Origin of the sequence: Streptomyces sp. Root1310 (assembly GCF_001426425.1) — a bacterium.
Classification (GTDB): Bacteria; Actinomycetota; Actinomycetes; order Streptomycetales; family Streptomycetaceae; genus Streptomyces.
The window spans coordinates 986,119-1,012,648 of record NZ_LMEQ01000001.1; the positions used below are offsets into that span (position 1 = coordinate 986,119).

General features: G+C 74.0%; 22 protein-coding genes and 1 pseudogene. 5 read left to right on the plus strand and 18 right to left on the minus strand.

Translation table 11 applies throughout. The annotated features are described in order from the left end of the window. Positions 1–64 precede the first annotated feature (64 nt). The 5 genes from ASD48_RS04455 to ASD48_RS04475 all read right to left on the minus strand — a co-directional run bounded on the left by ASD48_RS04455 (position 65) and on the right by ASD48_RS04475 (position 5,792). Complete coding sequence (locus ASD48_RS04455) at positions 65–1,183, minus strand: PfkB family carbohydrate kinase (RefSeq protein ID WP_242432545.1); 1,119 nt, start codon at positions 1,181–1,183, stop codon at positions 65–67. Between the two features lie 229 nt (positions 1,184–1,412). Further along, positions 1,413–1,904 carry a hypothetical protein gene (locus tag ASD48_RS04460; RefSeq protein WP_057601000.1) on the minus strand — a complete coding sequence of 164 codons (492 nt, stop codon included), beginning with the start codon at positions 1,902–1,904 and terminating at the stop codon, positions 1,413–1,415. Positions 1,905–2,064: 160 nt separating this feature from the next. Further along, the gene (locus tag ASD48_RS04465; protein ID WP_057600010.1) at positions 2,065–3,474 is read right to left on the minus strand and encodes an MFS transporter; all 1,410 of its coding nucleotides are present in this window, start codon (positions 3,472–3,474) and stop codon (positions 2,065–2,067) included. An 84-nt stretch (positions 3,475–3,558) separates the two neighbouring features. Continuing rightward, positions 3,559–4,848 carry a glucarate dehydratase family protein gene (locus ASD48_RS04470; RefSeq protein WP_057600011.1) on the minus strand — a complete coding sequence of 430 codons (1,290 nt, stop codon included), beginning with the start codon at positions 4,846–4,848 and terminating at the stop codon, positions 3,559–3,561. Beyond that, complete coding sequence (locus tag ASD48_RS04475) at positions 4,845–5,792, minus strand: 5-dehydro-4-deoxyglucarate dehydratase (protein ID WP_199875635.1); 948 nt, start codon at positions 5,790–5,792, stop codon at positions 4,845–4,847. The genes ASD48_RS04470 and ASD48_RS04475 overlap by 4 nt, the downstream gene beginning before the upstream one ends. Positions 5,793–5,898: 106 nt before the next feature. Here ASD48_RS04475 and ASD48_RS04480 point away from each other — a divergent pair, with 106 nt between their 5' ends. Further along, entirely contained in the window at positions 5,899–6,681 is a 783-nt protein-coding gene (locus tag ASD48_RS04480; protein ID WP_057600013.1) for an IclR family transcriptional regulator, read from the plus strand. Positions 6,682–6,865: 184 nt separating this feature from the next. Continuing rightward, positions 6,866–8,143: an MFS transporter gene (locus ASD48_RS04485; protein ID WP_057600014.1), complete on the plus strand. Its 1,278-nt coding sequence runs from the start codon at positions 6,866–6,868 to the stop codon at positions 8,141–8,143. Positions 8,144–8,288: 145 nt separating this feature from the next. Here the strand turns inward: ASD48_RS04485 and ASD48_RS04490 are convergent, their stop codons facing one another. The 5 genes from ASD48_RS04490 to ASD48_RS04510 all read right to left on the minus strand — a co-directional run bounded on the left by ASD48_RS04490 (position 8,289) and on the right by ASD48_RS04510 (position 14,482). Beyond that, a complete protein-coding gene (locus ASD48_RS04490) occupies positions 8,289–9,278 on the minus strand; it encodes an adenosine deaminase (protein WP_057600015.1) in 990 nt (329 codons plus the stop codon). Positions 9,279–9,298: 20 nt separating this feature from the next. After that, the gene (locus ASD48_RS04495; RefSeq protein ID WP_057600016.1) at positions 9,299–10,204 is read right to left on the minus strand and encodes a ribonuclease Z; all 906 of its coding nucleotides are present in this window, start codon (positions 10,202–10,204) and stop codon (positions 9,299–9,301) included. A 6-nt stretch (positions 10,205–10,210) separates the two neighbouring features. Next, positions 10,211–10,564, minus strand: coding sequence for a histidine triad nucleotide-binding protein (locus ASD48_RS04500; RefSeq protein WP_054244874.1), 354 nt, complete (start codon positions 10,562–10,564; stop codon positions 10,211–10,213). A 156-nt stretch (positions 10,565–10,720) separates the two neighbouring features. Next, positions 10,721–13,927 (minus strand): S41 family peptidase, encoded by a 3,207-nt coding sequence (locus ASD48_RS04505; protein WP_079073600.1) that lies wholly within the window; start codon positions 13,925–13,927, stop codon positions 10,721–10,723. A gap of 45 nt (positions 13,928–13,972) precedes the next feature. Then, positions 13,973–14,482 (minus strand): hypothetical protein, encoded by a 510-nt coding sequence (locus ASD48_RS04510; protein WP_057600018.1) that lies wholly within the window; start codon positions 14,480–14,482, stop codon positions 13,973–13,975. A gap of 79 nt (positions 14,483–14,561) precedes the next feature. On the opposite strand from ASD48_RS04510, the gene ASD48_RS04515 reads away from it, so the two are divergent. Then, positions 14,562–14,957 carry a hypothetical protein gene (locus ASD48_RS04515; RefSeq protein WP_079073602.1) on the plus strand — a complete coding sequence of 132 codons (396 nt, stop codon included), beginning with the start codon at positions 14,562–14,564 and terminating at the stop codon, positions 14,955–14,957. Here ASD48_RS04515 and ASD48_RS04520 read toward each other — a convergent pair. From ASD48_RS04520 to hrcA, 5 genes are all read right to left on the minus strand, one after another. Further along, positions 14,899–15,291, minus strand: a complete 393-nt coding sequence (locus ASD48_RS04520) for a VOC family protein (RefSeq protein WP_057600020.1) — start codon at positions 15,289–15,291, stop codon at positions 14,899–14,901. The two genes, ASD48_RS04515 and ASD48_RS04520, sit on opposite strands and share 59 nt — an antisense overlap. A 26-nt stretch (positions 15,292–15,317) precedes the next feature. Next, on the minus strand, positions 15,318–16,064 hold the full coding sequence (locus ASD48_RS04525; RefSeq protein WP_057600021.1) for a 16S rRNA (uracil(1498)-N(3))-methyltransferase: 747 nt from the start codon (positions 16,062–16,064) through the stop codon (positions 15,318–15,320). Continuing rightward, entirely contained in the window at positions 16,061–17,149 is a 1,089-nt protein-coding gene (locus ASD48_RS04530) for a nitronate monooxygenase (RefSeq protein ID WP_057600022.1), read from the minus strand. The genes ASD48_RS04525 and ASD48_RS04530 overlap by 4 nt, the downstream gene beginning before the upstream one ends. Before the next feature lie 201 nt (positions 17,150–17,350). Continuing rightward, entirely contained in the window at positions 17,351–18,487 is a 1,137-nt protein-coding gene (gene dnaJ / locus ASD48_RS04535) for a molecular chaperone DnaJ (protein WP_020127760.1), read from the minus strand. Further along, positions 18,488–19,504 (minus strand): heat-inducible transcriptional repressor HrcA, encoded by a 1,017-nt coding sequence (gene hrcA / locus ASD48_RS04540; protein WP_020127761.1) that lies wholly within the window; start codon positions 19,502–19,504, stop codon positions 18,488–18,490. A 159-nt stretch (positions 19,505–19,663) separates the two neighbouring features. On the opposite strand from hrcA, the gene ASD48_RS04545 reads away from it, so the two are divergent. Then, positions 19,664–20,380, plus strand: coding sequence for an MBL fold metallo-hydrolase (locus ASD48_RS04545; protein WP_057600023.1), 717 nt, complete (start codon positions 19,664–19,666; stop codon positions 20,378–20,380). Positions 20,381–20,422: 42 nt separating this feature from the next. Continuing rightward, on the plus strand, positions 20,423–21,226 hold the full coding sequence (locus tag ASD48_RS04550) for a DUF3097 domain-containing protein (RefSeq protein ID WP_057600024.1): 804 nt from the start codon (positions 20,423–20,425) through the stop codon (positions 21,224–21,226). A gap of 154 nt (positions 21,227–21,380) precedes the next feature. On the opposite strand, the pseudogene hemW reads toward ASD48_RS04550, so the two are convergent. The 3 genes and pseudogenes from hemW to ASD48_RS04565 all read right to left on the minus strand — a co-directional run. Then, positions 21,381–22,604: pseudogene (hemW, locus tag ASD48_RS04555) on the minus strand (radical SAM family heme chaperone HemW); the annotation flags it as partial. A 303-nt stretch (positions 22,605–22,907) separates the two neighbouring features. Beyond that, a complete protein-coding gene (locus tag ASD48_RS04560) occupies positions 22,908–23,999 on the minus strand; it encodes a Dyp-type peroxidase (RefSeq protein WP_242432499.1) in 1,092 nt (363 codons plus the stop codon). A 223-nt stretch (positions 24,000–24,222) separates the two neighbouring features. Further along, positions 24,223–26,385: a SpoIIE family protein phosphatase gene (locus ASD48_RS04565; protein ID WP_057600025.1), complete on the minus strand. Its 2,163-nt coding sequence runs from the start codon at positions 26,383–26,385 to the stop codon at positions 24,223–24,225. Positions 26,386–26,530 lie beyond the last annotated feature (145 nt).

Below are 26,530 nucleotides of genomic sequence, written 5' to 3' on the forward strand. Positions count from 1 at the left end.
CCTGCGAGGGGCGGACGGCGGGTCCTGCGACAGGGCGGGGCGGGTCCGGGGACCGTGTCCGCGACTACGCCGAGCGGCCGAAACCGATCGTCGGCACCGCTCTGCGCAGCGGCCACGGCGTGGCCTCCTCCGCCGCCGGGAGCAGCGTCGGGAGCAGGGCGTCCAGGAACGCGTACCGCAGGAGCGCCTCGGGGTCCTGGCTCTCGACCGACTGGACCCTGCTCCACCAGGCCGCGATCTCGGACCAGCCGGGGGCGGAGAGCGAGCCGCCGAACTCCTGCACGGAGAGGGCCGCGGTGAGGCCCGCGAAGGCGAGGCGGTCGGCGAGCGGCCAGTCGGCCAGCGTGCCGGTGACGAAGCCGGCCACGAAGACGTCCCCCGCGCCGGTGGGGTCGAGGGCCTCGACGGCGATGGCCGGGACCTCGGCGGACTCGCCGGTGCGCCGGTCCACGGCGTAGGCGCCCTCCGCGCCGAGGGTCACGACCGCGAGCGGTACGTACGCGGTGAGGGCGTGGGCGGCGGCGCGGGGACAGGTGGCGCCGGTGTAGCGCATGGCCTCCTCCGCGTTCGGCAGGAAGGCCTCGCAGTGCGCCAGGTCGGTGAGACCGGCCAGGTCCCAGGCGCCGGTGTCGTCCCAGCCGACGTCGGCGAAGATGCGGGTGCCCTGACCGGCGGCCCGCTCGATCCAGGGGGCGGGCTTGCCGGGGGTGAGGGAGGCGACGGCGGCGCGGGCGTGCGGCGGGTGCTCGGGCGCCCCTTCCTGCGTCAGCACGGCCTCGACGGGCGGTTCGTGGCCGTGGGAGACCATGGTCCGCTCGCCCTCGTAGGCCATGGAGACGGTGACCGGCGAGTGCCAGCCGGGGACGGAGCGCGAGACGCTGAGGTCGATGCCCTCGCCCTGTTCGAGAGCGTCCCAGCAGTACTCGCCGTAGTGGTCGTCCCCGAAGGCCGCCGCCAGGGAGGTGCGCAGGCCGAGCCGGGCGAGTGCGGTGGCCATGTTGGCGACGCCGCCCGGGCTCGAACCCATCCCGCGCGCCCAGGACTCGGTCCCGCGCACCGGGGCGGAGTCGAGCCCGGTGAAGATGATGTCGAGGAAGACGGTGCCGGTGAGGTAGACGTCCCACGGTGGATCACCGGGGGCGCGCCGGGCCGCCAGGGGGTCGACCCGGGCAGCCTGGCAGATCTGGCCGGCCTTGCCGGTCTGGCGGTGGTGTCCCTCTCCGGTGGACGCGTTGGACGCGGTCACGGTGCGCTCCCTGACGTGGTGCCGATCTGGCCAGTGTGCACCACACCACCGACAGCACGCGGTCCGTCGCGCACGCGCCGGGAACAACCACCCCCCGGTACGCAGCGGGTGCGCGGCAGGTACGGGTACCTGCGGAGGCGGGGGGTGCCGGGGTGCGCGGATCGCGTCAGCCGCCGCGGACAGCGCCTTCGGGCCACACGACGTCGACCGGCAGGCTCGCCGCCCGAGCCGCGAGGACGGTGTCGGCGGTGCCGCCGCCCCGGCCGCTGGGCGGTCCGCCGTTCCACACGGCGACGAGCCGGTCGGCGCGTTCGATCAGCACGGTGTTGGCGGCCTCGTACGCCCGCGGGCCGGCCTTCTCCCGCGGGAGGACGAGGACCTCCGCGGCGGCTTCGAGCAGGCGGTCGAAGAGGGGTGCGTCGGCGGGGCCGACCTGGCTCAGCCGGTAGTCCCGCGACGGGACGACGACCGTGAGGCGTCCGCCGGCCGCGAGGACGGCCTCGGCGAACAGCAGGTCGGCGCCCCTGGCGAGGCAGGAGACGCCGACGAGCCGGCCGTCGCGTGCGTAGCGCCCGAGGAGGTCGTCCAGGGCGGAGCGGACCAGGGGGAGGCTGTCCTCGGTCAGGTCCATGTGCCCGGTCACGGCGATGACCGTCACGTCACGTGCCCCCTTCGCCTCGTCGGCCGGTCGGCGCCGGGCGGCGGCCGGGCGCGGCATTCGGGCCCGGCATTCGGGCCCGGCATTCGGGCGCGGATCGTACCGCGCGCGCCGGGCCCCGTCGCCCACGGATCCGTGGCCGCCCCCCGGCGCCGTTCCGTCAGGCCGTGGCCGGGCCCTGGGCCGGGGGCATCGCGCGGGCGGCGCCCGGGCTCGCCTCGGAGGCCGGGGGCGCCTGGGCGGCCGGGGACTTGGCCGGGCGGGTGCGGACGCGGTCGTTGCGGCCGCCGCCCCGCACCAGCAGCACGCTGAGCGCGGCCAGGAAGCCGACGACCGTCAGGCCCACCAGTCCGCCCTTCGTCGATCCCGTCGTGTCCTCGATGACGCCGAAGGCGGTCGGGGCGACGAAGCCGCCCAGGTTGCCGATGGAGTTGACCAGCGCGATGCCGGGGGCGGCGGCGCGGGCGTCGAGATAGCTCTGCGGGATGGTCCAGAAGATCGGCGAGGCCGGCTTGAAGCCCATCGCCGCCAGGCACAGCGCGCCGAGGCCCGCCCACGGCGACACGAAGACGGCGAGGAGCGTGCCGCAGCCGCCGAGCAGCAGCAGCCCGACCAGGATGGGGCGCCGTTTGCCGATCCGGTCCGAGATCCGGCCGCTGACGTAGACCGCCACGATCGCGCACAGCCACGGCACCGAGGTCAGCAAGCCGACCTGGAAGGCGCTCAGTCCGCCGATGTCGTCCACGATCGACGGCAGCCAGAAGGTGACCGCGTACAGGGCGACGTTGATCGCGAAGTAGATCCACAGGAAGAGCAGGATCTGGGGGTCGGCGAGGAGCTTCCAGCGGGAGACGCGGGCGTGCGCGGTGCCGCGCGCCTCCTGCTCCGCTGCGATCACCTCGACGAGCCCCGCCTTCTCCTCCCGGGTCAGCCAGGTCGCCTCCTCCACACCGGAGTCGAGGAAGCGGTAGACGACGAAGCCGAGGACGACGGAGAAGACGCCTTCGATGAAGAACATCCACTGCCAGCCGGAGTGGCCCCAGACGCCGTGCATCTCCAGCAGCGCGCCCGAGATCGGTCCCACGATGACGGTCGCCGTCCCCGAGCCCATGAGGAAGATCGAGGTGGCGCGGCCGCGGTGGGAGTCGGGCAGCCAGCGGGAGAAGTAGTAGATGACGGCCGGGAAGAACCCGGCCTCCGCGACGCCGAGGAGGAAGCGCAGGGCGTAGAACATGCCCGCGCTGTCGACGAACGCCATCGCGGTGGCGACGACACCCCAGCTGATCATGATCCGGGTGAGCCAGACCTTGGCGCCGAAGCGCTCCATCAGCATGTTGGAGGGCACTTCGAAGAGGGCGTAGGCGATGAAGAAGACGCCGGCGCCGAGTCCGAAGGCCGCGGCGGACAGGCCCACGTCGGCGCGGAGTTCGTCCTGTGCGAAGCCCAGGTTGACGCGGTCCATGTAGTTCGCGACGAACATCACGAAGAACAGCGGGACCACTCTGCGGAAGATCTTGTGGATGGCGGACCGGACGGCCGGGGAGTGGGTTTCGGGGACTGCTGCTGACACGAGCGGCTCCGATCGTGGGCAGGGGAAGGGGAGTTGCCGGTGCGGGGACACCGGCGGGGAGTCACCGGCAGGGGACGGCCAGAGTCACCAGCGGGGGACGGCCGGGGTGACCCAGTCGGGGTCGGCCAGGCGCATGGCCGCCGCGTCGTCGCGCTCGCGCAGGGCGCCGTCGTCGTCGAGCCAGCGCCGGTGCAGGAACCGGAGCTTGTCCCGGTCGAGCTCGACGCCGAGGCCGGGCGCGTCCGACACGGTGACCTTGCCGTCGTCGAAGGTGAGGCGTTCGGTGAGGACGTCCTCCGACTGCCAGGGGTAGTGGGAGTCGCAGGCGTGGCGGAGGTTCGGCACGGTGGACGCCACGTGGGTCATGGCGGCCAGCGAGATGCCCAGGTGGGTGTTGGAGTGCATGGAGATGCCGACGCCGAACGTCCGGCAGATCTCCGCGAGTTGCCGCGTGTTGCGCAGTCCGCCCCAGTAGTGGTGGTCGGAGAGGACGACCTGGACGGCGTCGCGGGTGAACGCCTCCTTGATCTCGGCGAACGTCGTCACGCACATGTTCGTGGCGAGCGGCACGTCGGTCTTCGCGGCCACCTCGGCCATGGCCGGGGTGCCGAGGGCCGGGTCCTCCAGGTATTCGAGGATGCCGCCGATCTCGTCGGCCACCCTGAGGGAGGTAGCGACGGACCAGGCGCCGTTGGGGTCCAGGCGCAGGGGATGGCCGGGGAACGCCTCGGCCAGCGCCCGTACGGCGGCGATCTCCTCGTCCGGCGGGAAGACGCCGCCCTTGAGCTTGAAGGAGGTGAAGCCGTAGCGCTCCTTGAAGCGCCGGGCCTGCTCGACCACCCCGGCCGGGTCGACGGCGGCGCCCCAGTCGTCCTTCTCCGCGGGAACGCCCTCGGGGTGGTCGGCCCACTTGTAGAAGAGGTAGGCGCTGTATTCGACGGCGTCGCGCACCTTGCCGCCGAGCAGTGCGTGCACGGGCAGGCCGAGCGCCTTGCCGAGGGCGTCGAGGCAGGCGACCTCGAAGGCGGAGACGACGGACAGCCGCAGCTTGTCGGCGGTCTGGACGCCGCGCAGCCCGCCGACGTCCACCTGCCCGGAGATCCGGGAGCTGTCGACGGCCACCTCGTCGGCCACGGTGAACAGGCCGTTCAGGTCGCTCACCGGGCGGCCGTGCAGCTTCTCGGCGAACGGGCGGGCCAGTTCCAGGTACTTGGTGTCGCCGTACGTCTCGCCGACGCCGGTGACCCCGTCCGCCGTCTCGACCTCCACGATCAGCCGGGGCGTGTACGGCTGGTGCACGCCCTGGGTGTTGAGCAGCGGCGGGTCGGCGACCAGGATCGGGGTCAGGCGGACGTCGGTGATCGTGAGGTTCACAGCGCGGCTCCTACGAGGTCGAGGCCGTTGCTCAGGAGGGCCCGGAGGTCGGCGAGGTCGGTGGGCGAGGGGTCGGTGAGCGGGGCGCGGACGGGTCCGACGGGGCGGCCGCGCAGCCGGGCCGCCGCCTTCACCAGGGACACGGCGTACCCGGGGACCCGGTCGCGGAGTTCGACGAGCGGGACGTAGAAGTCGCGCAGCAGCCGGTCCACCGCCTTGTCGTCGCCGTCGCGCAGCGCGGTGAAGAAGGCGTCGGCGATCTCCGGGGCGAAGGCGTGGACGGCGGAGGAGTAGGCGGGGACGCCCACGGTGGCGTAGGCGCGGGCCTGGATCTCGGCGGTGGCGGCGCCGTTGAAGAAGAGGAAGCCGTCGGGGGCGGCGAGGGTGAGCCGCTGGAGGCGGTCGAGGTCGCTGTGGCCGTCCTTGAGGCCGATGACGCCCGGGATGGCGGCGACGCGCCGCAGCGAGGCGGCGGTGAAGGCGACCTGGCCGCGCTGGTAGGCGATGAGGGGCAGCCGGGTGCGGGCGGCGAGCTGCTCCAGCTGGGCGACGAGGCCGTCCTGCGGGGCGGCGACGAGGTAGTGCGGCAGGACGAGGAGGGCGTCGGCGCCGGCCTCCTCCGCGATGCGCGCGAACCGGGCGGCCTGGGCCCAGCCGTAGCCGACCCCGGCGACGACGGGCAGGCGGCCGCCCGCCTCCTCGACGGCGATCGTGACCACCCGGCGGTACTCGTCCTCGTCGAGGGAGAAGAACTCTCCGGTGCCGCAGGCGGGAAAGACGGCGCCGGGCGCGGTCGCGATCCGGTCCGCGACATGCGCGCGGAAGCCGTTGGGGTCGAGGGAGCCGTCGTCGTGGAAGCTCGTGAGCGGGAACGACAGCACCCCCTGTGCCATGCCGTCCCGCAGGCGTCGGACCGTTTCCCTGTCGGGGCTCACCCTCGTCATCTCCCTATGTGGACGTCATCTACGTATGAAGATGGAGATTAGATACGCGAACACCGACCGTCAATGGGTGTGCGCTCCCCGACCCGCACACCCTTACGATCGGCACATGTCGGAGACAGGCGGCGTCCGCGAGGTGAAGTCCGCGGCGCGCACGGTCGAGCTGCTGGAACTGCTCGCGGCGCGCGGCGACCGGCCGGCGCGGCTCCAGGAGCTGGCGGACGAACTGGGGGTACCGCGCAGCTCGATGTACGCGCTGCTCCAGACCCTGATCAGCCGGGGCTGGGTCCGCACGGACGTGACCGGCTCCCTCTACGGCATCGGCATCCACGCCCTGCTGACCGGTACCAGCTATCTCGACTCCGACCCGCGCGTGCGACTGGTGCGGCCCTATCTCGACGAGGCGTCCGAGGCGCTGGGCGAGACCATCCACCTGGGCCGGCTGGACGGCCGGGGCGTGGCGTATCTGGCGACGCGCGAGTCGCACGAGTACCTGCGCACGATCAGCCGGGTCGGGCGGCGGCTCCCGGCGCACGTCGGCGCGCTCGGCAAGGCGCTGCTCGCCCAGCGGCCTGACGGCGAGCTGCCCGAGGGGCCGTACGAGGCGTTCACCCCGCACACCCGCACGAGCCGCCGGGCACTGCTCGACGACCTCGCCGGGGTGCGGGCGCGCGGGTACTCCGTGGACCGCGAGGAGGGCGTCCTCGGCATCGTCGGGTTCGGGTTCGCGCTGCGCTACGACACCCCCGCGCAGGACGCGGTCAGCTGCTCGGTGCCGGTGGCCCGGCTGACGCCGGAGCACGAGGAGCGGATCGTCGCGGTGATGCGGGAGATCAGGGCGAAGATCGAGGCCACGGCACCGGGTTCCGGCGGCGCCCCCGACTGGCGTTAGCGACCGCTGTTACCCGGTCCTCGCCGCCCCAAACGCATGGTGATCCACATCACCCACCCTGCCCTTCATCTCCCACCGCGTGCTTGATACAAATTGCCCGCGCGTTCCTGTCCGTCGACGGTCGGCGCCCCACCCCTCCTCCGGCCCCTTCCGAGCCGTCCCTTTCGCATGCCCTGGAACGCCCGTGTTCGCCCCTCGCACCACCCTGCCCTGGCCTGTCGTCGCCCTGTTCACGGCCGGGTACCTCGCCCCCTATCTGCTGCCGACCGTGGTCGGCCGACTGGACACCGGGCTGCCGCTGTCCGCCACCGAGGCCGGAGCCGTCGGCAGTGCGCTGCTGCTCGGCTCGGCCGCCGCCGGGTTCCTGCTCGCCTCCCGCGTGGAGCGGATCGGGGCCCGGACCCTCGCCCGGCTCGGACTGACCCTCGCCGTGCTCGGCTACGGCGGTGCCGCCCTCGCCGGTGAGGTGAGCGCCGTCATCGCGGGCGCGGTCCTCGGCGGCTTCGGCTCCGGCACGGTCACCACGGTCGCCGCCACCCGGATCGCCGCCCATCCCGACCCGCACCGCGTCTCCACGGCGGGCCTGCTCGGGGTCTCCGCGCTCGCGGGCGCCGTCTATCTGACGGTGCCGCACCTGGGCGCGGGGCACGGTCAGCCACTGGCCGCGATCGCCCTCACCGCGCTCGCCGTCTGGCCGCTGACAGGGCGTCTGCCCGGCCGGACGGCCCCCGTCCGGACCCGCCGCGAGGACCGGCCGGGGCTGCCCCGGCTGCGGGCCGGACTCGTCCTGGCCGCCGCCATGCCCTGCTGGTCGCTGGTCCAGAACTCGCTCTGGGGCGTCAGCGGACGCATCGGCCTGACCCAGGCGCACCTCACCGAGGCCGGCGTCGGTGTCGTCTTCGCGGTGGCGCTGGGGGCCGGGCTCACGGGTGTGCTGGGCGCGGGCGCGCTCGGGACGCGGCTCGGGCGGGCGGTGCCCATCGGCGCCGGGACCGTCCTGATCGCCGGCTGTGTCGTCGCCAGCGCCTCCGCGACCGGGCCGGTGAGCTTCGCGGCCGGCGAGATCGCCTGGAACACGCTCTACCCGATCGTGCTGTCGTACCTGATCGGACTGGCCGCCTCGCTCGACCCGCGCGGCCGCTGGGCGGTGCTCGTCGGCTCGGCGGGCTCGCTGGGGACGGCGGCCGGACCGCTGACCGGGAGCGTGCTGTCGGCGTGGGCCGGGTTCCCGGTGATGGGCCTGCTGCTGGGGGCCGGGCTGCTCGTCGTCGCGGTGCCGATGACCGCCGTCGCCCTGCGCACGGGCGGCCCGCGGGTCGCGGGCGCGGTGCGGCGGCGGGGCGGCGCTCCGGAGCCTCAGGTGGTGGAGTTCCCGGTGGAGGGCTCGGCGGTACCGGTCCGCGACGCGTACGGCACGGCCGGACCCCGGCCGGCGGGCGCCGCGCCGGGGTCCGGTGGCTGAGGCCGCCCAGAGCCTGACGTCGCCCGCTGCCCGGCGCACGCCGTCCTGGCCCGCCGGGTGGACGTACCAGCCGGCCGCGGTGAGCGGCAGGCGGCGGTCGGTCTCGCGTCGTTCCCGCCCCGGCGGGATCCGTTCTAGACGGACGCTAGAACGTGTAGGCGTCTACCTCCGCGAGATACCGCGCCCGCCGCTCCTCGTCGTCCTCCAGGAAGGAGGCGACGAAGGAGTTGCGGGCCAGTTCGCGCAGCCGCTCCTCGCCCAGGCCCAGGGCGGCGCCCACGGCGTCGAAGTTGTCGCCGGCGTACCCGCCGAAGTAGGCCGGGTCGTCGGAGTTGACCGTGCACAGCAGCCCGGCGTCGAGCATGGCGGGCAGCGGGTGGTCGGCGAGGACGTCGACGGTGCGCAGCCGCACGTTCGACAGCGGGCACAGCGTCAGCGGGATCCGCCCCCGCACCAGCCGCTCGACGAGGGCCGGGTCCTCCATGCACCGGAGCCCGTGGTCGACCCGCTCCACGCCGAGCACGTCCAGGGCCTCGGTGATGTACTCCGGCGGCCCCTCCTCACCGGCGTGCGCGACGCGCCGCAGTCCGAGAGCGGCCGCCGCCTCGTACACCTCGCGGAACTTCACCGGCGGATGCCCGACCTCGGCGGAGTCCAGGCCCACCCCGGTGATCCGGTCGAGGTGCGGCCGCGCCGCCTCCAGGGTCTCCAGCGCCGACTCGGCGGACTCGTCGCGCAGGAAGCACAGGATCAGCCGGGTCGAGATGCCGTGCTCGGCCTCACTGCCGCCCAGCGCGCGCCACAGCCCGTCCACGACCGTGGCCATGCCCACCCCGCGGGCGAGGTGGGCCTGCGGGTCGAAGAAGATCTCCGCGTGCCGCACGCCCTGCGCGGCGGCCCGCGCGAGGTAGGCGTTCGCGAGGTCCTCGAAGTCGCGCTCGGTGCGCAGGACCGCCATGAGCTCGTAGTACAGGTTCAGGAAGGACTGGAGGTCCTCGAACTGATACGCCTTGCGGAGCTCGTCCGTGTCGGCGTACGGCAGTGCGACCCCGTTGCGGGCGGCCAGCTCGAAAGCGAGCTCGGGCTCCAGGGTTCCTTCGATGTGCAGGTGCAGTTCAGCTTTGGGGAGGGGCATCAAAGAATCGTACGACCGTTTTACCGCCGTTTCGGAACCGGCACTCGCAGCAGGTCGTGCGCCACGGTCAGCTCGCCCTCGAACCCGGCCGCCCGCGCCTGCCGCTCGAATTCCTCGGGCTCCGCGTAGCGCTGGCTGAAGTGGGTGAGGACGAGATGCCGCACCCCGGCGTCACGGGCCACCCGGGCGGCCTGACCGGCGGTCAGATGACCGTGGTCGACGGCGAGTCGCTCGTCCTCGTCGAGGAAGGTCGACTCGATGACGAGCAGGTCGGCGCCGTCGGCGAGCGTATGCACGCCCTCGCACAGCCGGGTGTCCATGATGAACGCGAACCGCTGTCCGGTCCGCACCTCGCTGACCTCGTCCAGCGACACCCCGCCGATCGCGCCCTCCCGCTGGATCCGGCCCACGTCCGGTCCCTTGATGCCGTGCGCGGCCAGCCGCTCGGGCAGCATACGGCGGCCGTCGGGCTCGACCACCCGGTAGCCGTAGGACTCGACGGGGTGGGAGAGCCGGGCGGCTTCCAGACGGTAGGACGCGGTGGTGTCCAGCACGCCGTCCGCGTCCACCGGGGCCTCGGTGATGCCGACGGTCTCGCGGTAGGCGGTGGAGTAGCGCAGCCGGTCGAAGAAGCGCTGCCCGGAGCGCGGATAGTGCGCGGTGACCGGGTGCGGGACCTGGTCCAGGTTGATGCGCTGGATGACGCCGGCGAGACCGAGGGAGTGGTCGCCGTGGAAGTGCGTGACGCAGATCCGGTTGAGGTCGTGCGCGGCGACCCCGGCCCGCAGCATCTGCCGCTGGGTGCCCTCGCCCGGATCGAAGAGGACACCCTCGCCGTCCCAGCGCAGCAGGTAGCCGTTGTGGTTGCGATGCCGGGTGGGGACCTGGCTGGCGGTGCCGAGCACCACCAGTTCACGTACGGACACGGCGGCCTATCCGGGAGGCCAGTGCAGGCCCCGGCCGCCGACGACGTGCGCGTGGGCGTGCCAGACCGTCTGACCGGCGCCGGCACCGGTGTTGAAGACGACGCGGTAGCTCTCCAGCTTGTCCTCGTCCGCGACCGCCTGCGTCTCGCGCAGCACGTCGGCGGCGAGCTCCGGCGCGCCGGCGGCCAGCGCGGCGGCGTCCCGGTAGTGCGCCTTCGGGATCACCAGGACGTGGGTGGGCGCCTGCGGGTTGATGTCCCGGAAGGCGATGGTCGTCTCGGTCTCCCGCACGATCGTCGCCGGGATGTTCCCCGCGACGATCTTGCAGAACAGACAGTCGTCCTGCGGTTCCCCTGCCATGCGGGTTCCTCCTCAGACGGTTGATCAGTACGGGGGCATGGTAGCGGGGGGCGCGTCGTTCCAGCCCGTCCGGCACTTGAGGGCGAGGCCGTTCGGGCCGGGGCGGGGGCCCGGCGGCGGCACCCCCCGGAGTCGGTCAGCAGGACGCCGGGTGGGCTATGACCCGGGCAGCAGCGGCGGCGTCTTCGCGGGGGTTTCCCGCAGAGCGGCCAGCGCCAGCGAGACCGCCTCGTCCAGCTGGACGTCCCGCCCGGCCGCGTAGTCCTGAGGAGCACAGACCACCTCGACGTCCGGGTCGACGCCGTGGTTCTCCACGCCCCACTCGTACCCCTCCAGCCAGAACGCGTACTTGGGCTGGGTGACGAGCGTCCCGTCGACCAACCGGTACCGGCTGTCGATCCCGATCGTCCCGCCCCAGGTGCGCGTGCCCACCACCGGACCGATCCCGAGCGCCTTGATCGCCGCGTTGACGATGTCCCCGTCGGACCCGGAGAACTCGTTGGCGACGGCGACGACGGGCCCCCGGGGCGCGTCCTCCGGATAGCTGGACGCCCGCATCCCTCGCGGCAGGTCCCAGCCGACGATGCGCCGGGCGAGCTTCTCGACGACCAGCTGCGAGGTGTGCCCGCCCCGGTTCTCCCGGACGTCCACGATCAGCCCCTCCCGCGCCACCTCCACCCGCAGGTCGCGGTGGATCTGGGCCCACCCGGGCGCCTGCATGTCGGGCACGTGCAGATACCCCAGCCGCCCGCCGGAGGCCTCGTGCACGTACGCCCGCCGGTCCGAGACCCACGCGTGGTAGCGCAGCGCCTCCTCGTCCGCGACGGGGACGACGACGGCATGCCTCGGCTCGCCCCCGCCGGACGGCGAGATCGTCAGCTCGACGACCTTGCCCGCGGTGCCGACGAGCAGCGGTCCGGGCCCGGCGACCGGGTCCACCGGCTGTCCGCCGACGGCGACGACGGCGTCACCGGCCCGCACCGCGACACCGGGCGCGGCGAGCGGGGAGCGCGCGTCGGGGTCGGAGGTCTCCGAGGGCAGGACCCGGTCGATGCGCCAGCTGCCGTCCTCGTGACGGGAGATGTCGGCGCCCAGCAGGCCCTGCCGGGCACCGCCGCCGTGGCCGCCGCGCGGCGTGACGTAGGCGTGCGAGGTGCCGAGTTCGCCGTGCACCTCCCACAGCAGGTCGACGAGGTCGTCGTGGGTGGCGACCCGTTCCAGCACGGGCCGGTAGCGGTCCAGGACACCGTCCCAGTCGACGCCGCCCAGGTCGGGGCGCCAGAAGTTGTCCCGCATGATCCGGCCGGTCTCGTCGTACATCTGCCGCCACTCGGCGGCCGGGTCGACGGTGCGGCGGATCCGGCCGAGGTCGACGGTGATGTTGCTGTCGCTGTCCTCGTCCCCGGAGGCGCGCCGGTCGCTCGGGACGACCTTGAGCTTGCCGTCGGTCCACAGCAGCAGCCGCTTGCCGTCGCCGCTGACCTCGAAGCCGTCGGCGTCGGCGGCGAGGTGCTCGATGCGCTGCTGGGCGAGGTCGTAGCGCTCCAGCTCGGTGTGCGGGTCGGGGTCGTCCGGGGTGGCGCGGGAGGCGCCGAGGACGCCGCGCACGGGGTGCCGCAGCCACAGCACGCCGTCCTTCGCCGCGGCGAGCCCGGAGTACCGGCCGGCCTCGACGGGGAAGGGGACTATCCGGTCGGCGAGGCCTTCGAGGTCGATACGGGTGGTCGGGGTGCCCTCGCTGTCGGGTGTCTCGTCCTCGTCGGGGGCCTCGAAGGGCCTGCCGTGCCGCTGCGGGCCGAAGGGGGACGGGGTCGTCGCCGCGAGCGTGATGAGGTGCGGGCGGGCCCCGGCCACGAAGGAGAGGTCGAAGACGTGCTCGTCGTAGACCGGGTCGAAGGCGCGCGCGGAGAGGAACGCGAGGTGCTTGCCGTCGAGGGTGAAGGCGGGCGCGTAGTCCCGGAAGCGCAGGGGGGTCGCCTCGGTGACCGACAGGTCGGTGACGTTGGCGAGCCTGAGCTGGCTGAGCGGGCGCGGCCCGGGGTGCGACCAGGCGAGCCAGGCCGAGTCGGGCGAGAAGACCAGGTCGGACACCTCGCCGTCGGGGCTGCTGTCGACCTCGCGGACCTCCCCGGTCTCCCGCTCGACGAGCAGCAGCCGTCCGTCGTGCGCGGCGACGGCGGCCCGGCTGCCGTCGGGCGCCATGGCGAGCTCCAGGACCCGCCCGAGCCGTCCGGCGGCGAGCCGGCGCGGAGTGGCACCGGGCGCCGCCCCGGTGGCCGGGGCGAACTCCAGCGCGTCCTCGCCCTCGGCGTCCGTCACCCACACGACCCACTCCTCGCCCTCCGTGCGGAAGGTGCGGGGCAGCCGGGCCCGGACGCCGGGTTCGGCGGCGAGCGCACGGGCGGGTCCTGAGCGGTGGGTCACCCAGTGGACGGCGCCGCGCACCTCCACGGCGCTGCCCCGCGCGGTGTGGTCGGGCGCGGCCCCGCCCAGCCAGCGGGAGGCGGCCACGGGATACGGGCGGCGGTCGGTGCGCTGCCCGCCGAGACGGATCTCGAGCCGGCGCGGTTCGGCCCCGTCGAGGTCGTCGAGCAGCCACAGCTCGCCCGCGGACATGTACACGACCCGGGTGCCGTCACCGGCGGCGTGCCGGGCGTAGAAGCCCCCGAGCGGGGTGTGCCGCCGCAGGTCCGATCCGTCGGCGAGGGAGGAGTACAGGGCCCCCGTGCCTTCATGGTCCGACAGGAACGCGAGGCGCTCCCCGGCCCAGACCGGGTACTCGATGTTGCCGTCCAGCTCCTCGTGCAGCCGGACGAACTCCCCGTCGCCCTCCCGGTCGATCCACAACCTGCCCGCCGTGCCGCCCCGGTAGCGCTTCCAGTGGGCGGCCTCGCGCCCCATCGACGCGGACACCACGACGGTGTGCGGGCCGTACGCGACCGTGCCGACCGGCCCGTACGGCAGGGTCGTCGCCGGTCCGCCGTCGACCGGGACGGCGCGGGCCCAGCTGCGGCGCAGGGTCGCCTGGTCGTGGCTGCTGACGGCGAGGACCCGGCCGTCCGGGGTCCAGCCCCGCACCCGGGTCTGCCAGCTCCCCCAGTACGTCAGCCGGGTCGACGGGCCGCCGTCGACGGGGGCGATGTGCACCTCGGGGGCGCCGTCGCGGGTCGAGGTCCAGGCCACGGTGGTGCCGTCGGGCGAGATCCGCGGCAGGGTGACCGGCACGTTGTCGGCGCTGACCCGCCAGGCGCGGCCGCCGTCGAGGGGGGCCAGCCACACGTCGTCCTCGGCGGCGAAGGCCACCGACTCGCCGTGCAGATGGGGGTGTCGGAGGTATGCGGCAGGCGTCGAGGGCTGTGTCACCGAATCACTGTATGCACCGGTGGGATCGCAGGTCAGGGGTTTCGATCACTTCCTTCCGCCGCCCCCGCCCCCGCCTCCGCCTCCGCCTCCGCTCACGGTCTCGGTGACCGTGACGGTCACGGTGACCGTCGGCCGCCCGCCGGGCCGGTCGGAACCGGACGGCGCGACGGGTGACGGTGTCGCGGACTCGCAGTCGCCGAGCCCGCTCACCCGGAACAGCTGCTTCTTCCCGACGACGGCGGTGAGATCCCCGCGCACACAGGCCCCGTCGACCGCCCGCGCGACCTGCCCCTCGACCGTGATGTCCCGCCCGTCGGCGGTCTTCCCCCGACAGTCCACGGAGGCGACGGTCCCCGCCTTCTCCTGGTCCTCGTACCGAGCCGTGCAGGTCAGCCAGCGCACGTCCACGTCCCGCCGCTGGATCTCGGCCGTCGCGGCCTCGTCGGTGGTGTACGCCACGGACATGCTGCTCAGCCCGCCCGGCTCGCACGCCACGGCGCCCACCGCCACCACGGCCACCGCCGGGAGAAGCCAAATGCGCCTCAACGCCCCCATGGACGGCAGCGTGCCACTCGGGCGGTCGGTGCGGTAGCCCGTATGCGGTCACGTTCCGCGCGGCTCCTACCGTGGACGCATGAGCGATCAGCGCCGCCGGAGAACCCTCGTCGTGGACGACACGACCGCCTACGTATGGACGGTCCGCCACCGGCACGGGGACGGAGAGCCGTGTCAGGAGGTCCTCACCCTCCACCGGGACGGCGTGCGCACCCACCTCGTCTTCCGGGACGGTGAAGGGCGTTACGTGGGCAGCGTCGCCTACGGGCACAGCGGCGGGGTGGGCGACCGGCACCATCACCTCAACCTCAACGAACCCGGTGTGGTGCGCGCCTTCGTCGACGAGGCGGTCAAGCGGGAACTGCTGCCCCTGGACGGCGAGTTGGACGGGTGGGAGCTGTTCACCGCGGTGGCACTCAGCCGCGCAGCAGCAGCCACTCCTGAAGCTCCACCAGATTGCCCTCCGGGTCCTTGAGGTGGGCCACGCGCATCCGGTCGGACATCGGGGCGGGGCCGTGGATCAGGACGGCGCCGCGGGCGGTGATCCGCTCGCACAGGGCGTCCAGGTCGTCGACGCGCAGGGCCACCAGGGAGCGGTGACCGTTCGCCGTGCCGCCCAGCTCGCCCAGCACCTCCGCCATCATCTTCCGGTCCTGGATGGCTATCCCCGCCGAGCCGGTGGCGGGCGAGAACTTCTCGTACGGCCCCCGCTCCGCCCCCGACTGCGGCTTCAGGCCGAGGACGTCGGCGTAGAAGCGGTAGCAGGCGGCGAAGTCGGTGACCAGCAGCCTTACCTGGACGAATTCCACAATGTCCTCCCGGAGGACGGGCGGGGTCAGGACCAGCGACCGGTCCTGCCGAGGATCAGGGACGCGGCCGCCGTGCCGGCGGTCGAGGTGCGCAGGACGCTCCGCCCGAGCCGGTAAGCCTTCGCGCCCGCCTCCGCGAAGAGCGCCAACTCGTCCGGCGAGACGCCCCCTTCGGGGCCCACGACGAGCACGATCTCGCCCGTGGCGGGCAGTGCGGCGGTCGCCAGGGGCTCGCTGCCGTAGTCACGGTCCTCGTGCAGGACGGCGGCGAAGTCGGCGCGGGCGAGCACCTCCGCCACCTGCCGGGACGTCGACACGTCGGCGACCTCGGGGAAGCGGACCCGACGGGACTGCTTGCCGGCCTCGCGGGCGGTGGCCCGCCACTTGGCGAGGGCCTTCGCGCCGCGCTCGCCCTTCCACTGGGTGATGCAGCGCGCGGCCGCCCACGGCACGATCGCGTCGACGCCGGTCTCGGTCATCGTCTCGACGGCCAGCTCGCCCCGGTCGCCCTTCGGCAGCGCCTGGACGACGGTGATCCGGGGCGCCTCGGCGGGCTCCTCGACGACCTCCCCCAGGCTCACCACGAGCCGGTCCTTGCCCTCGGCGGCGACGACCTCGCCCGGCGCCCAGCGCCCGGCGCCGTCGGTGAGGACGACCTCCTCACCGGTCCGCAGCCGCTTCACGGAGACGGCGTGCCGCCCCTCGGGACCCTCCAGTACGAACTCGGACCGGGAGGCCGGGAGTTCGCCGACGACGAAGACGGGCGCCGTCACGAGGCACCGCCCTCACGGGCCTGGAAGTCCGACAACGCTGTCCGCGCCTCGGCGATCTCGGACACCAGGACCTCCACCAGCTGCCCGGCGGGCAGCTCGCGGGCCAGCCGGTGGCCCTGTCCCGCCCACAGCGCCATGCCCTGCGCGTCGCCCGCCTTGGCGGCCGCCTTGCGCAGCGGCGAGGTGAGGTGGTGGACCTCCGGGTAGGCGGCGGGTGCGTACGGGCCGTGCTCGCGCAGGAAGCGGTTGACCAGGCCGCGGGCCGGGCGGCCGGAGAAGGCGCGGGTCAGCTCGGTGCGTACGAAGAGGGGGTTGGTCAGCGCCTGCTTGTGCACGGCGTGCGCGCCGGACTCGGGCGTGACGAGGAACGCGGTCCCCAGCTGGGCCGCGTTCGCACCGGCCGCGAGGGCCGCGGCGATCTGGCTGCCGCGCATGAGCCCGCCCGCGGCGACGATCGGCAGGTTCACCGACTCGCGGACCTGCGCGATCAGCGCGAGCAGCCCGATGCCGGAGCGGTCGTTCTCCGGGTTGTCCTTGTGGGTGCCCTGGTGGCCGCCGGCCTCCACACCCTGCACGATCACCGCGTCCGCACCGGCCCGCTCCACCGCGCGGGCCTCCGCGGCGGTGGTCGCCGTGACCAGGGTGAAGGTTCCCGCGCGCCGCAGGGAGTCCAGCACCTCGGCGCTCGGGACGCCGAAGTGGAACGAGACCACCGCCACCGGGTTGTCCAGCAGCACCGCGAGCTTGGCGTCGTAGCCGTCGTCGCGGCCGCTCTCCGGGTCGCCCAGCTCGGTCTCGTACCAGGCGGCCTCACCGGCCAGCTGGTGGGCGTAGACCTCGACGGCACCCGTCTCCGCGTACTCGGGCTGCGGCATGAAGAGGTTCACGCCGAAGGGACGGGTGGTGAGGCTCCGCAGCTGCTTGATCTCCTGGTACACGCCGTCGGCCGTCTTGTACCCGGCGGCCAGGAATCCGAGGCCGCCGGCCTCGCACACGGCGGCCGCGAGCCGCGGGAGGGAGACACCGCCCGCCATGGGGGCCTGCACGATCGGATACGGGAAGAGATCGGTCAGTGCGGAGGACATGACGGCATGTTGTCACGTCCTCCGAACAAGTCCGAATCGACCCTTCCCCTCGGCACATGCCGTCACGTGCCGGCAGATCCAGCCGTCCGGCGATCGCGGACCGGGCCCGTTCAGGGCCGAAGGCGGGGGTCCGGGGTCGCAGCCCCCGGGGACGGGAAAGGGAAGGGCGGCGGGGGCGGAAAAGCCCCCGCGCACCCACCGTCACCGCCCGTTGAAGGCGTCCTTCAGCCGGGAGAACAGCCCCTGCTGCCCGGGCTGGAACTGGCCGGTGGGCCGCTCCTCGCCGCGCAGCTTGGCCAGCTCCCGCAGCACCCGCTCCTGCTCCGGGTCGAGCTTGCTCGGCGTCTGCACCTCGACGTGCACGATGAGGTCGCCACGGCCGCCGCCCCGCAGATGCGTGACACCCCGGCCGTGCAGCGGGATCGACTGGCCGGACTGGGTACCGGGCCGGATGTCGACCTCCTCCAGCCCGTCGAGCGTCTCCAGCGGCACCTTGGTGCCGAGGGCCGCCGCCGTCATCGGCAGGGTCACCGTGCAGTGCAGATCGTCGCCGCGGCGCTGGAACTGCGCGTGCGGCAGCTCGTGGATCTCCACGTACAGGTCGCCGGCGGGGCCGCCGCCGGGGCCGACCTCGCCCTCGCCCGCGAGCTGGATCCGGGTGCCGTTGTCGACACCGGCCGGGATCTTCACCGTCAGGGTCCGGCGCGAGCGCACGCGCCCGTCGCCCGCGCACTCCGGGCACGGCGTCGGCACCACGGTGCCGAAGCCCTGGCACTGCGGGCACGGCCGCGAGGTCATGACCTGTCCGAGGAAGGACCGCGTCACCTGGGACACCTCGCCGCGGCCGCGGCACATGTCACACGTCTGGGCGCTGGTGCCGGGGGCCGCGCCCTCGCCACTGCACGTCGTGCAGACGATCGCCGTGTCGACCTGGAGGTCCTTGGTGGTGCCGAAGGCCGCCTCCTCGAGGTCGATCTCCAGCCGGATCATCGCGTCCTGGCCACGCCGGGTGCGCGAGCGCGGACCGCGCTGCGACGCGGTACCGAAGAACGCGTCCATGATGTCCGAGAAGTTCCCGAAGCCGCCGGCGCCGAAGCCGCCCGCGCCTCCGCCGCCCGACTGCGACAGCGGGTCGCCGCCGAGGTCGTAGACCTGCTTCTTCTGCGGATCCGACAACACCTCGTAGGCGGCGTTGATCTCCTTGAACCGCTCCTGGGTCTTCGGGTCCGGGTTGACGTCCGGGTGCAGCTCGCGAGCGAGCCGCCGGAAGGCCTTCTTGATCTCTTCCTGCGACGCATCGCGGCGCACGCCGAGAACGGCGTAGTAGTCCGTGGCCACCTACGACTCCGCCAGGATCTGTCCGACGTACCGTGCCACCGCTCGTACCGCTCCCATCGTTCCCGGGTAATCCATGCGGGTCGGTCCGACCACGCCCAGCTTGGCGACTGCCTCGCCGCCCGAACCGTAGCCGACCGACACCACCGAAGTGGAGTTGAGTCCCTCATAGGCGTTCTCGTGACCGATGCGTACGGTCATGCCCGAATCCCCCGCCTCGCCAAGGAGCTTGAGGAGCACGACCTGCTCCTCCAGTGCCTCCAGGACGGGGCGGATGGTGAGGGGAAAGTCATGTCCGAAACGGGTGAGATTGGCGGTTCCGCCGATCATCAGCCGCTCCTCGTTCTCCTCGACGAGCGTCTCCAGCAGGGTGGAGAGCACCGTCGTGACCGTGCCGCGGTCCTCGGTCTCGAACGCGTCCGGCAGATCCTCCACCAGATGCGGCACATCCGCGAACCGCCGGCCCGCGACCCGGCTGTTGAGCCGCGCGCGTAGATCCGCCAGAGAGGCCTCCCCGAAGGGCGCCGGGCAGTCCACCATCCGCTGCTCGACCCGACCGGTGTCCGTGATCAGCACGAGCATCAGACGTGCGGGGGCGAGCGAGAGAAGCTCCACGTGCCGCACGGTCGAGCGGGTCAGCGACGGGTACTGCACCACGGCGACCTGCCGGGTGAGCTGCGCGAGCAGCCGTACGGTCCGGGCCACCACGTCGTCGAGGTCGACCGCGCCGTCGAGGAAGTTCTGGATGGCCCGCCGCTCGGGACCGGTCATCGGCTTGACGCCGGCCAGCTTGTCGACGAACAGCCGGTAGCCCTTGTCCGTGGGGATCCGCCCCGCACTGGTGTGCGGCTGGGCGATGTACCCCTCGTCCTCCAGGGCGGCCATGTCGTTACGGACCGTCGCCGGGGACACGCCGAGGCTGTGCCGCTCGGTGAGCGCCTTCGACCCCACGGGTTCCTCGGTGCCGACGTAGTCCTGGACGATGGCGCGCAGCACCTGGAGCCTGCGTTCACTCAGCATCGCGCACACACCTCCAGCAGTCGTCCCCAGTCCCCTGGGGGCCCCGTCTGGCACTCTTCACATCCGAGTGCCAGCGTTCCCCGGCCCAGTGTACGGCTGTGGGGTACACCCGGGGCAAGGTCGGCCCCCGGCGCAGCGTCGTAGGGCTAGCGTCGCGGTATGACGGTGACTTGGGAAGAGCTGGGGTGGGAGCGGGTCGCGGCCGGGGTCGGACGGGTACGGCTGCCGGGCTGGGACTGCACGGCGGGGCTGGTCGTCGGGGCGGGCGCGGTACTGATGATCGACGCGGGTTCGAGCCTGGCCGAGGGGGCGCGGCTGCGGGCGTGGGCCGAGGAACTCACCGGCTCCCGTGTGACCCATCTCGCGCTCACCCACCCCCATTTCGACCATGCGTTCGGGGCTGCGGCGTTCGCGGGCGCGGAGGTCTTCGGGGCGGTGGGGGTGGACACCGTGCCCGCCGAGGAGCTGCGGGCGGACGCGGTGCGCAACGGCCTCGACGAGACGGCGGCGACGGAGGCCGCGGACACGCTCGTCCGGCCCCGGCACCTCGTCTCCGGTGAGTGGACCCTCGACCTGGGCGGCGGCCGGCAGGTGCTGCTGGCGAACGTCGGCCCCGGGCACACCGCCCACGACCTGGCGGTCCTGGTCCCCGGCAGCCCCGAGACGGTGTTCTGCGGCGACCTGGTCGAGGAGTCCGGCGCGCCCCAGGCCGGCCCCGACGCCGTACCCTCACACTGGCCCGCCGCCCTCGACCGCCTCCTGGAACTCGGCGGCGAGGACGCGCTGTACGTGCCCGGTCACGGGGCGGTGGTGGACGCGGCGTTCGTACGGGCGCAACGCGACGCGCTGGCGGCCCGTTTCGGCGTGTCGCGCTGATCGTGTGCCCCTCGGCCCGGGGCTTCTCCTATCGTCATCCGAATGCGCCAGTACTCCGCCGACCTGACCCCTCCCTGGAAGCGGCCGAAGCCCGTCCCCGAGGTCCCGGCGGAGGCCGGGCTGGTGGTGGAGGAGCCCGGCACCGGGTTCTGCGGGGCGGTGATCCGCTGCGAGGCGGGCACGGTGACCCTGGAGGACCGCTTCGGCAAGCACCGGGTGTTCCCGCTGGAGCCGCGCGGCTTCCTGCTGGAGGGCAGGGTCGTGACCCTCGTACGGCCCCCGTCCGGCGGTCCGGTACGTCCCACCCGTACCGCCTCCGGTTCGGTCGCCGTCCCCGGGGCACGCGCGCGGGTCGCCCGCGCCGGCCGCATCTACGTCGAGGGCCGGCACGACGCCGAGCTGGTCGAGAAGGTGTGGGGCGACGATCTGCGCGTCGAGGGCGTGGTCGTGGAGTACCTGGAGGGCGTGGACGACCTGCCGGCGATCGTCGCCGAGTTCGCGCCGGGCCCCGACGCGAAGCTGGGCGTCCTCGTGGACCACCTCGTCCCCGGCACCAAGGAGTGGCGCATCGCGCAGGCGGTCACGAGCGAGCACGCCCTCGTCGTCGGCCACCCGTACATCGACATCTGGGAGGCCGTGAAGCCGTCCGCCGTCGGCATCGAGGCCTGGCCCCGGGTACCGCGCGGCCAGGACTGGAAGACGGGCGTGTGCCGGGCCCTGGGCTGGCCGGAGAACACCGGCGCGGTCTGGCAGGCGATCCTGAAGCGGGTGGGCTCCTACAAGGACCTCGAACCGGAACTGCTGGGCCGGGTCGAGGAACTGATCGACTTCGTGACGGTGTCCTGAGTCACGGGGCGGGGACGAAGGCGGGTGCTGGGACCGGCACCGGCACCGGGGCGGGGACGGAGGCGGGCTCCGGGCTCCGGGCTCCGGGCTCCGGGCTCCGGGCTCCGGGCTCCGGGCTCCGGGCTCCGGGCTCCGGGCTCCGGGSTCMGKSCWCCAGGTCTCGCACCACCGCGTCGGCCAGCAGTCGCCCGCGCAGGGTGAGCACGGCGCGTCCCTCGTCGTAGGGGCCGTTGTCGAGCAGTCCGTCGGCCAGGGCCCGTCGTGACGCCGCGAGCCCCTCCGGCCGCAGCAGGTCCAGCGGCACGCCCTCCCGCAGCCGCAGCTCCAGCAGGATCCGCTCCACCCGGCGGTCCTCGGCCGGCAGCAGCTCCCGTCCGGCTCCCGGTGACCGTCCGGCCGACAGCGCCGCCGCGTACGCCCCGGGGTGCTTCACGTTCCACCAGCGGACGCCGCCCACGTGCGAGTGGGCTCCCGGGCCCGCGCCCCACCAGTCGGCGCCGCGCCAGTACAGCTCGTTGTGCAGGCAGCGGGCCGCCTCGGAGGTGGCCCAGTTGGACACCTCGTACCACTCGTAGCCCGCCGCGGCGAGCGTCTCCTCGGCGATCAGGTACCGGTCGGCGTGGACGTCGTCGTCGGTCATCGGGACCTCGCCCCGGCGGATCCGGCGGGCGAGCTGGGTGCCCTCCTCGACGATCAGGGCGTACGCCGAGACGTGGTCCGGGCCGGCCCCCAGGGCGGCGTCCAGCGAGGCCCGCCAGTCGTCGTCCGACTCGCCCGGGGTGCCGTAGATCAGGTCCAGGTTGACGTGGTCGAAGCCGGCCGCCCGGGCCTCCGCCACACACCGCTCGGGCCGGCCGGGGGTGTGCGTGCGGTCGAGCACCTTCAGCACATGCTGCCTGGCGCTCTGCATGCCGAAGGAGATCCGGTTGAAGCCGCCCTCGCGGAGGGTGGCCAGATAGGCGGGGTCGACGGACTCCGGGTTCGCCTCGGTCGTCACCTCCGCGTCCGCCGCCAGCCCGAACTCGTCACGGATCGCGCCCAGCATCCGTACCAGTTCGGAGGCGGCCAGCAGGGTCGGCGTACCGCCGCCGACGAAGACCGTGCGGACCTCGCGCGGGTCGTCGCCGAGCACCTTGCGGGCCAGCCGGACCTCGTCGATCAGGGTGTCGGCGTAGTTGTCGCGGGAGGCGAGCACTCCGCCGGTGCCGCGCAGCTCGGTGGCGGTGTAGGTGTTGAAGTCGCAGTAGCCGCAGCGGGTCGCGCAGTACGGAACGTGCAGATAGAACCCGAGGGGGCGGTCGGCGGCGCCGGCGAGCGCGTGCGCGGGGAGCGCGCCGTCGTCGGGAACCGGCTCACCGTCGGGAAGTGCGGAAGGCATGCAACCCATTGTCCCGTACGTCCACCCCGCCTCCGGATGCCCAGTCCACCGGGCCGCATCCCGGCCGCTGAGCCGCGGCCGGATACCGGGCGGGCGCCGGATACCGGGCCGGTGTGGGATGCCGGGCCGGTGTGGGATGCCGGATACCGGGCCAGTGCCGGGCGCCTACGGGGCCGGTGCCGGACACCGGGGCGGGCGCCGGACACCGGGGCGGGCGCCGGACGACGGTGGGCGCCGGACGACGGTGGGCGCCGGACGACGGTGGGCGCCGGGCCACGGCGGGATGTGGACGACGGCGGGCCGTCAGCCCAGCAGCTCCGCGCCCAGCGGCCGTCCCGCTCGTGCGCCCGGCAGGATGTACGCCACCGCCGAGCCCCGGGCCTCGGTGAACCCGCTCAGCTCGTCCTGGGCCGCCAGCCGGCGCTGCACCCGAGCGAACAGCGCAGGGTCCCGCATGAACGCGAGGAACAGCAGGCCCTGGTCGGTGGGGCCGTCGGCGTAGGAGTAGCCGCGGCGCAGCATCCGGGCCCCCGCGTCGAGGCGGGGGCTGACGGCCCGGACGTGGGAGCGCGGCGGGGCGGCGCCCTGCGGGCCACCGGCCGACGGGGCGCCGTCCAGCGGGCCGCCGGTCGAACGGCTGCGGCCGATGATCTCCTCCTGGCGAGGCACGGCGAGCCGCGCGAAGTCCTCCAGGCGCAGGTGAACTCGCCGTACGACGAGGTAGGTGGCGTTGCCCGACCACACCCAGCGTTCGCACTCCTCGGGGGTCGGATTGGCGGGCCCGTCCTTGAAGCCGAGCAGGTTGCGCGGGGTGGTGCCGCCGTCGGATGACGGGGGCAGGAAGCCGTCCTGCCGCCAGCGCGGGTACAGGGTCTCCCCGGCCAGCCGGGTCAGGGTCGCGGCGATCGCCTCGGTGGCGTCCGCGGTGTCGGCGCAGAGCTGCACCAGCAGGTCGCCGCCGCAGCGGTCGGGGTCGAGCCGGTCACCGGTGAAGGCGGGCAGCTCACGCAGGGCGGCCGGGGCCCGCAGGCCGAGGCGCGCGGGGAGGGCGGGGCCGATGCCGAGGGTCGCGGTGAGGCGGGCGGCGCGCGAGCTGTCCGACTCCAGCGTCTCGGCGAGGGCGCGGGTCCACGCGCCGAGCACGGCCTTCAGCGCACGCACGCCCGCCGCGCCGCGCAGGGCGGGATCGAGGTCGTACGCCAGGAGCAGCGCGGTGGCCTGCCGCGGGGTCGTCACCCCGGCCTGACGCAGCCCGTGGAAGCCCGGCCCGCGGGCGTCCTCGGGCGGATCGGCGTCACGGGTACAGGCGGTCACGGTCAGCCCGATCCCCGCTCCGGCGATCAGGACCCGTCGACGGGTGGGAGTCTCGGATACGGCATTCGTCGCCTTCGGCACGAACCGGACGATACAGCCGCAGACCCGACACCCCGGCCTAACCCCGCCCCACACGACACCCCCAGCCCTCTCCCGGCCGCCCACCCACGATCACCCGGGCCCCCACCACCACCCCGCCCGGCCCACGACCACCCCCGCCGCCCCCGGCTCCGCCACCACCCCGGCCCGACCCAGGCCCGCCACCACCACCGCGCCCGGCCCCCGCCGACAGCACCGGCGGCGGCTACTCCGCCTGGAGCACCAGCAGCGCCAGGTCGTCCTCCGGCGGCTGGTCGCCGAACTCGTGCACCAGCCGCCGGATCCGCTCCGCGATCAGCTCCGCGTCGAGACCGACGCAGCCCGCCAGCGCGACGGCGAGACCGTCCTCGTCGTCGAACTGCCGCAGGCCCGAGCGCCGTTCCGTGACGCCGTCGGTGACGCACAGCAGGCTGTCGCCGGGTCGCAGCTCCAGGCTGTCGCTGGTGTACGTGACGTCCTCGATGACTCCCAGCAGCGTCTGCGGCCGCCCGCCCGTGGCGACCGAGCCGTCGGGGCCGAGCAGCAGCGGCAGCGGGTGCCCGGCGGAGGCGAGGGTGCAGCGGACCCCTCCCTCGAAGGGGGCCAGCTCGCCGTAGAGGAGCGACAGGAAGCGGGTCTGCGGGCCGTCGCCCGGGCCGGCGGGGCCGACGAAGGCGCGGGCTGCGGCGTCGGCGGCCTCGGTCGCGTCGTCGAGGAGGAGCTGGTTGAGCCGGTCCAGTACGTCGGCCACGCCATAGCCCTCGCGGGCCAGCAGCCGCAGCCAGGGCCGGGCCAGGCCGATGACGACGGCCGCCTCGGGCCCCTTGCCCTGCACGTCGCCCACCGCGAAGCACCAGCGGCCGTCACCCGCCGGGAACAGGTCGTAGAAGTCGCCGCTCGGACCGCCCTGCTCGCGCGGCTCGTAGACGAGGGCGCTGCGCACGCCGGGGATCTCGGCGACCGCGCCGGGCAGCAGCCCGCGTTGCAGGACGGCGCTGATGGTGGCCTGGCGGGCGTACTGACGGGCAGCTCCGATGGCGAGCGCCACCCGGCGGCCGAGATCCTCGACGAGCCCGGTGACCTCGTCGGCGAAGGCCGGCAGCCCGGCCTGTCCGATGACCAGGGTGCCGAGCGGCCGTCCGCCGGCGATCAGCCGGTAGGCGAGGGCCGTGCCGGGCGGGCCGAGCGCCGCGCCGGGCCACGGAAAGGGCTCGGGCCCGGAGCGGGGGCCGCCGTCGGGAGGACACGGCGGATCCTTCTCCAGGGCCCGGCGCAGCTCCTCGACGCGGCTCTCGCAGCCGTGCCAGACCCGGGCCAGCCGAGGCCCGGCCCCGCCTGCCCACTCACCGCGCCCGCTGACCTCGTCCTCGAGCCACACCGCGCACCAGTCGGCGAGCCGCGGCACGAGCAGCTGGCCGGTCAGCGCGGCCACCAGATCCTCGTCGAGCTGCCCGGCGAGCAGATCGGACGCCTCGGCGAGAAAGGACAGGGCACCGCGGTTGAGCCAGTCCCGGTCCCGCGTTCCGACCGGCTGCCGGACCGGGGCCAGGGCTTCGAGAAGGCCCGGGCCGGCGTCGAGCGGGCGGTCCGGGTGGGCGGTGAGGCCGGCGTGGCTGAAGCAACCCAGGTGGCCCGCGTGGCCGGGGAGGTCGTACTCACGGCCGGGATGCGGCTGGTCGGCACGGTCGGCGTCATGGGACTCGGCGGCCGTCGTCGGCAGCAGCCGGGCCCAGACCGTTTTCGTCCCCCTGCGGTACGTCACCCCCCAGGCGTCGGCGAGCGCGGCGACCAGGCGCAGGCCGCGGCCGTACTCCGGCGTCCCGTACGACGGTTCGGCGGTGCCGTCGCGCGGGGCGCGGGAGGGGTGGTGGTCGGAGACCTCGACGACGACCGCGCGGCATCCACCGGGATGCCCGGGGTGTTCGGGATCCTCCTCCAGCCGGCACGCCAGCTCGACGTCGGTGCCGGCGTGCACGACGGCGTTCGTGACCAGCTCGCTGACGACGAGTGTGGTGTCCTGCGCGAGGCGCTCTCCGGGGTCCCCGCCCTCTCCGGCCTCTCCGCCCTCTCCGCCTTCTCCGGCCTGCGCGATCTTGCCGGTCTTGCCGGTCCGCGAGGTCTGGCCGGTCCGCGCGGTCTGGCCGGTCCGCGCGGTCTGGCCGGTCTGCGCGGTCCGAGCGGCCTCCCCGGCCCCTTTCGCGCCGAGCAGGCCGAGACCGGCCCACTCCGCGAGTGCGGCGCGCACCAGCTCGCGGGCGGCGCCGGGCGCGAGGGGGCTGCCGTTCAGGGTCGCGCGGATGTGCGGGAGTGCGACCGAGTGCGTACCCGGGTGCGCGGGCGCGCCCAGGGCACGGGACGCGGTCTCCCGTTGCGTCGGAATGGCCCCCATGCGCAGCTCCCCGGGCGGTCGGATGCCCACAGGGTGACAGACCGGTCCCGGCCATGAGCGCTGGGTTACCGAAGTGGGCCGTCCTGAGTGAGAACCGTGCTACGCGACTGTCCGGATGTGCTCGATGAGGCGCGCTTGAGGGGCG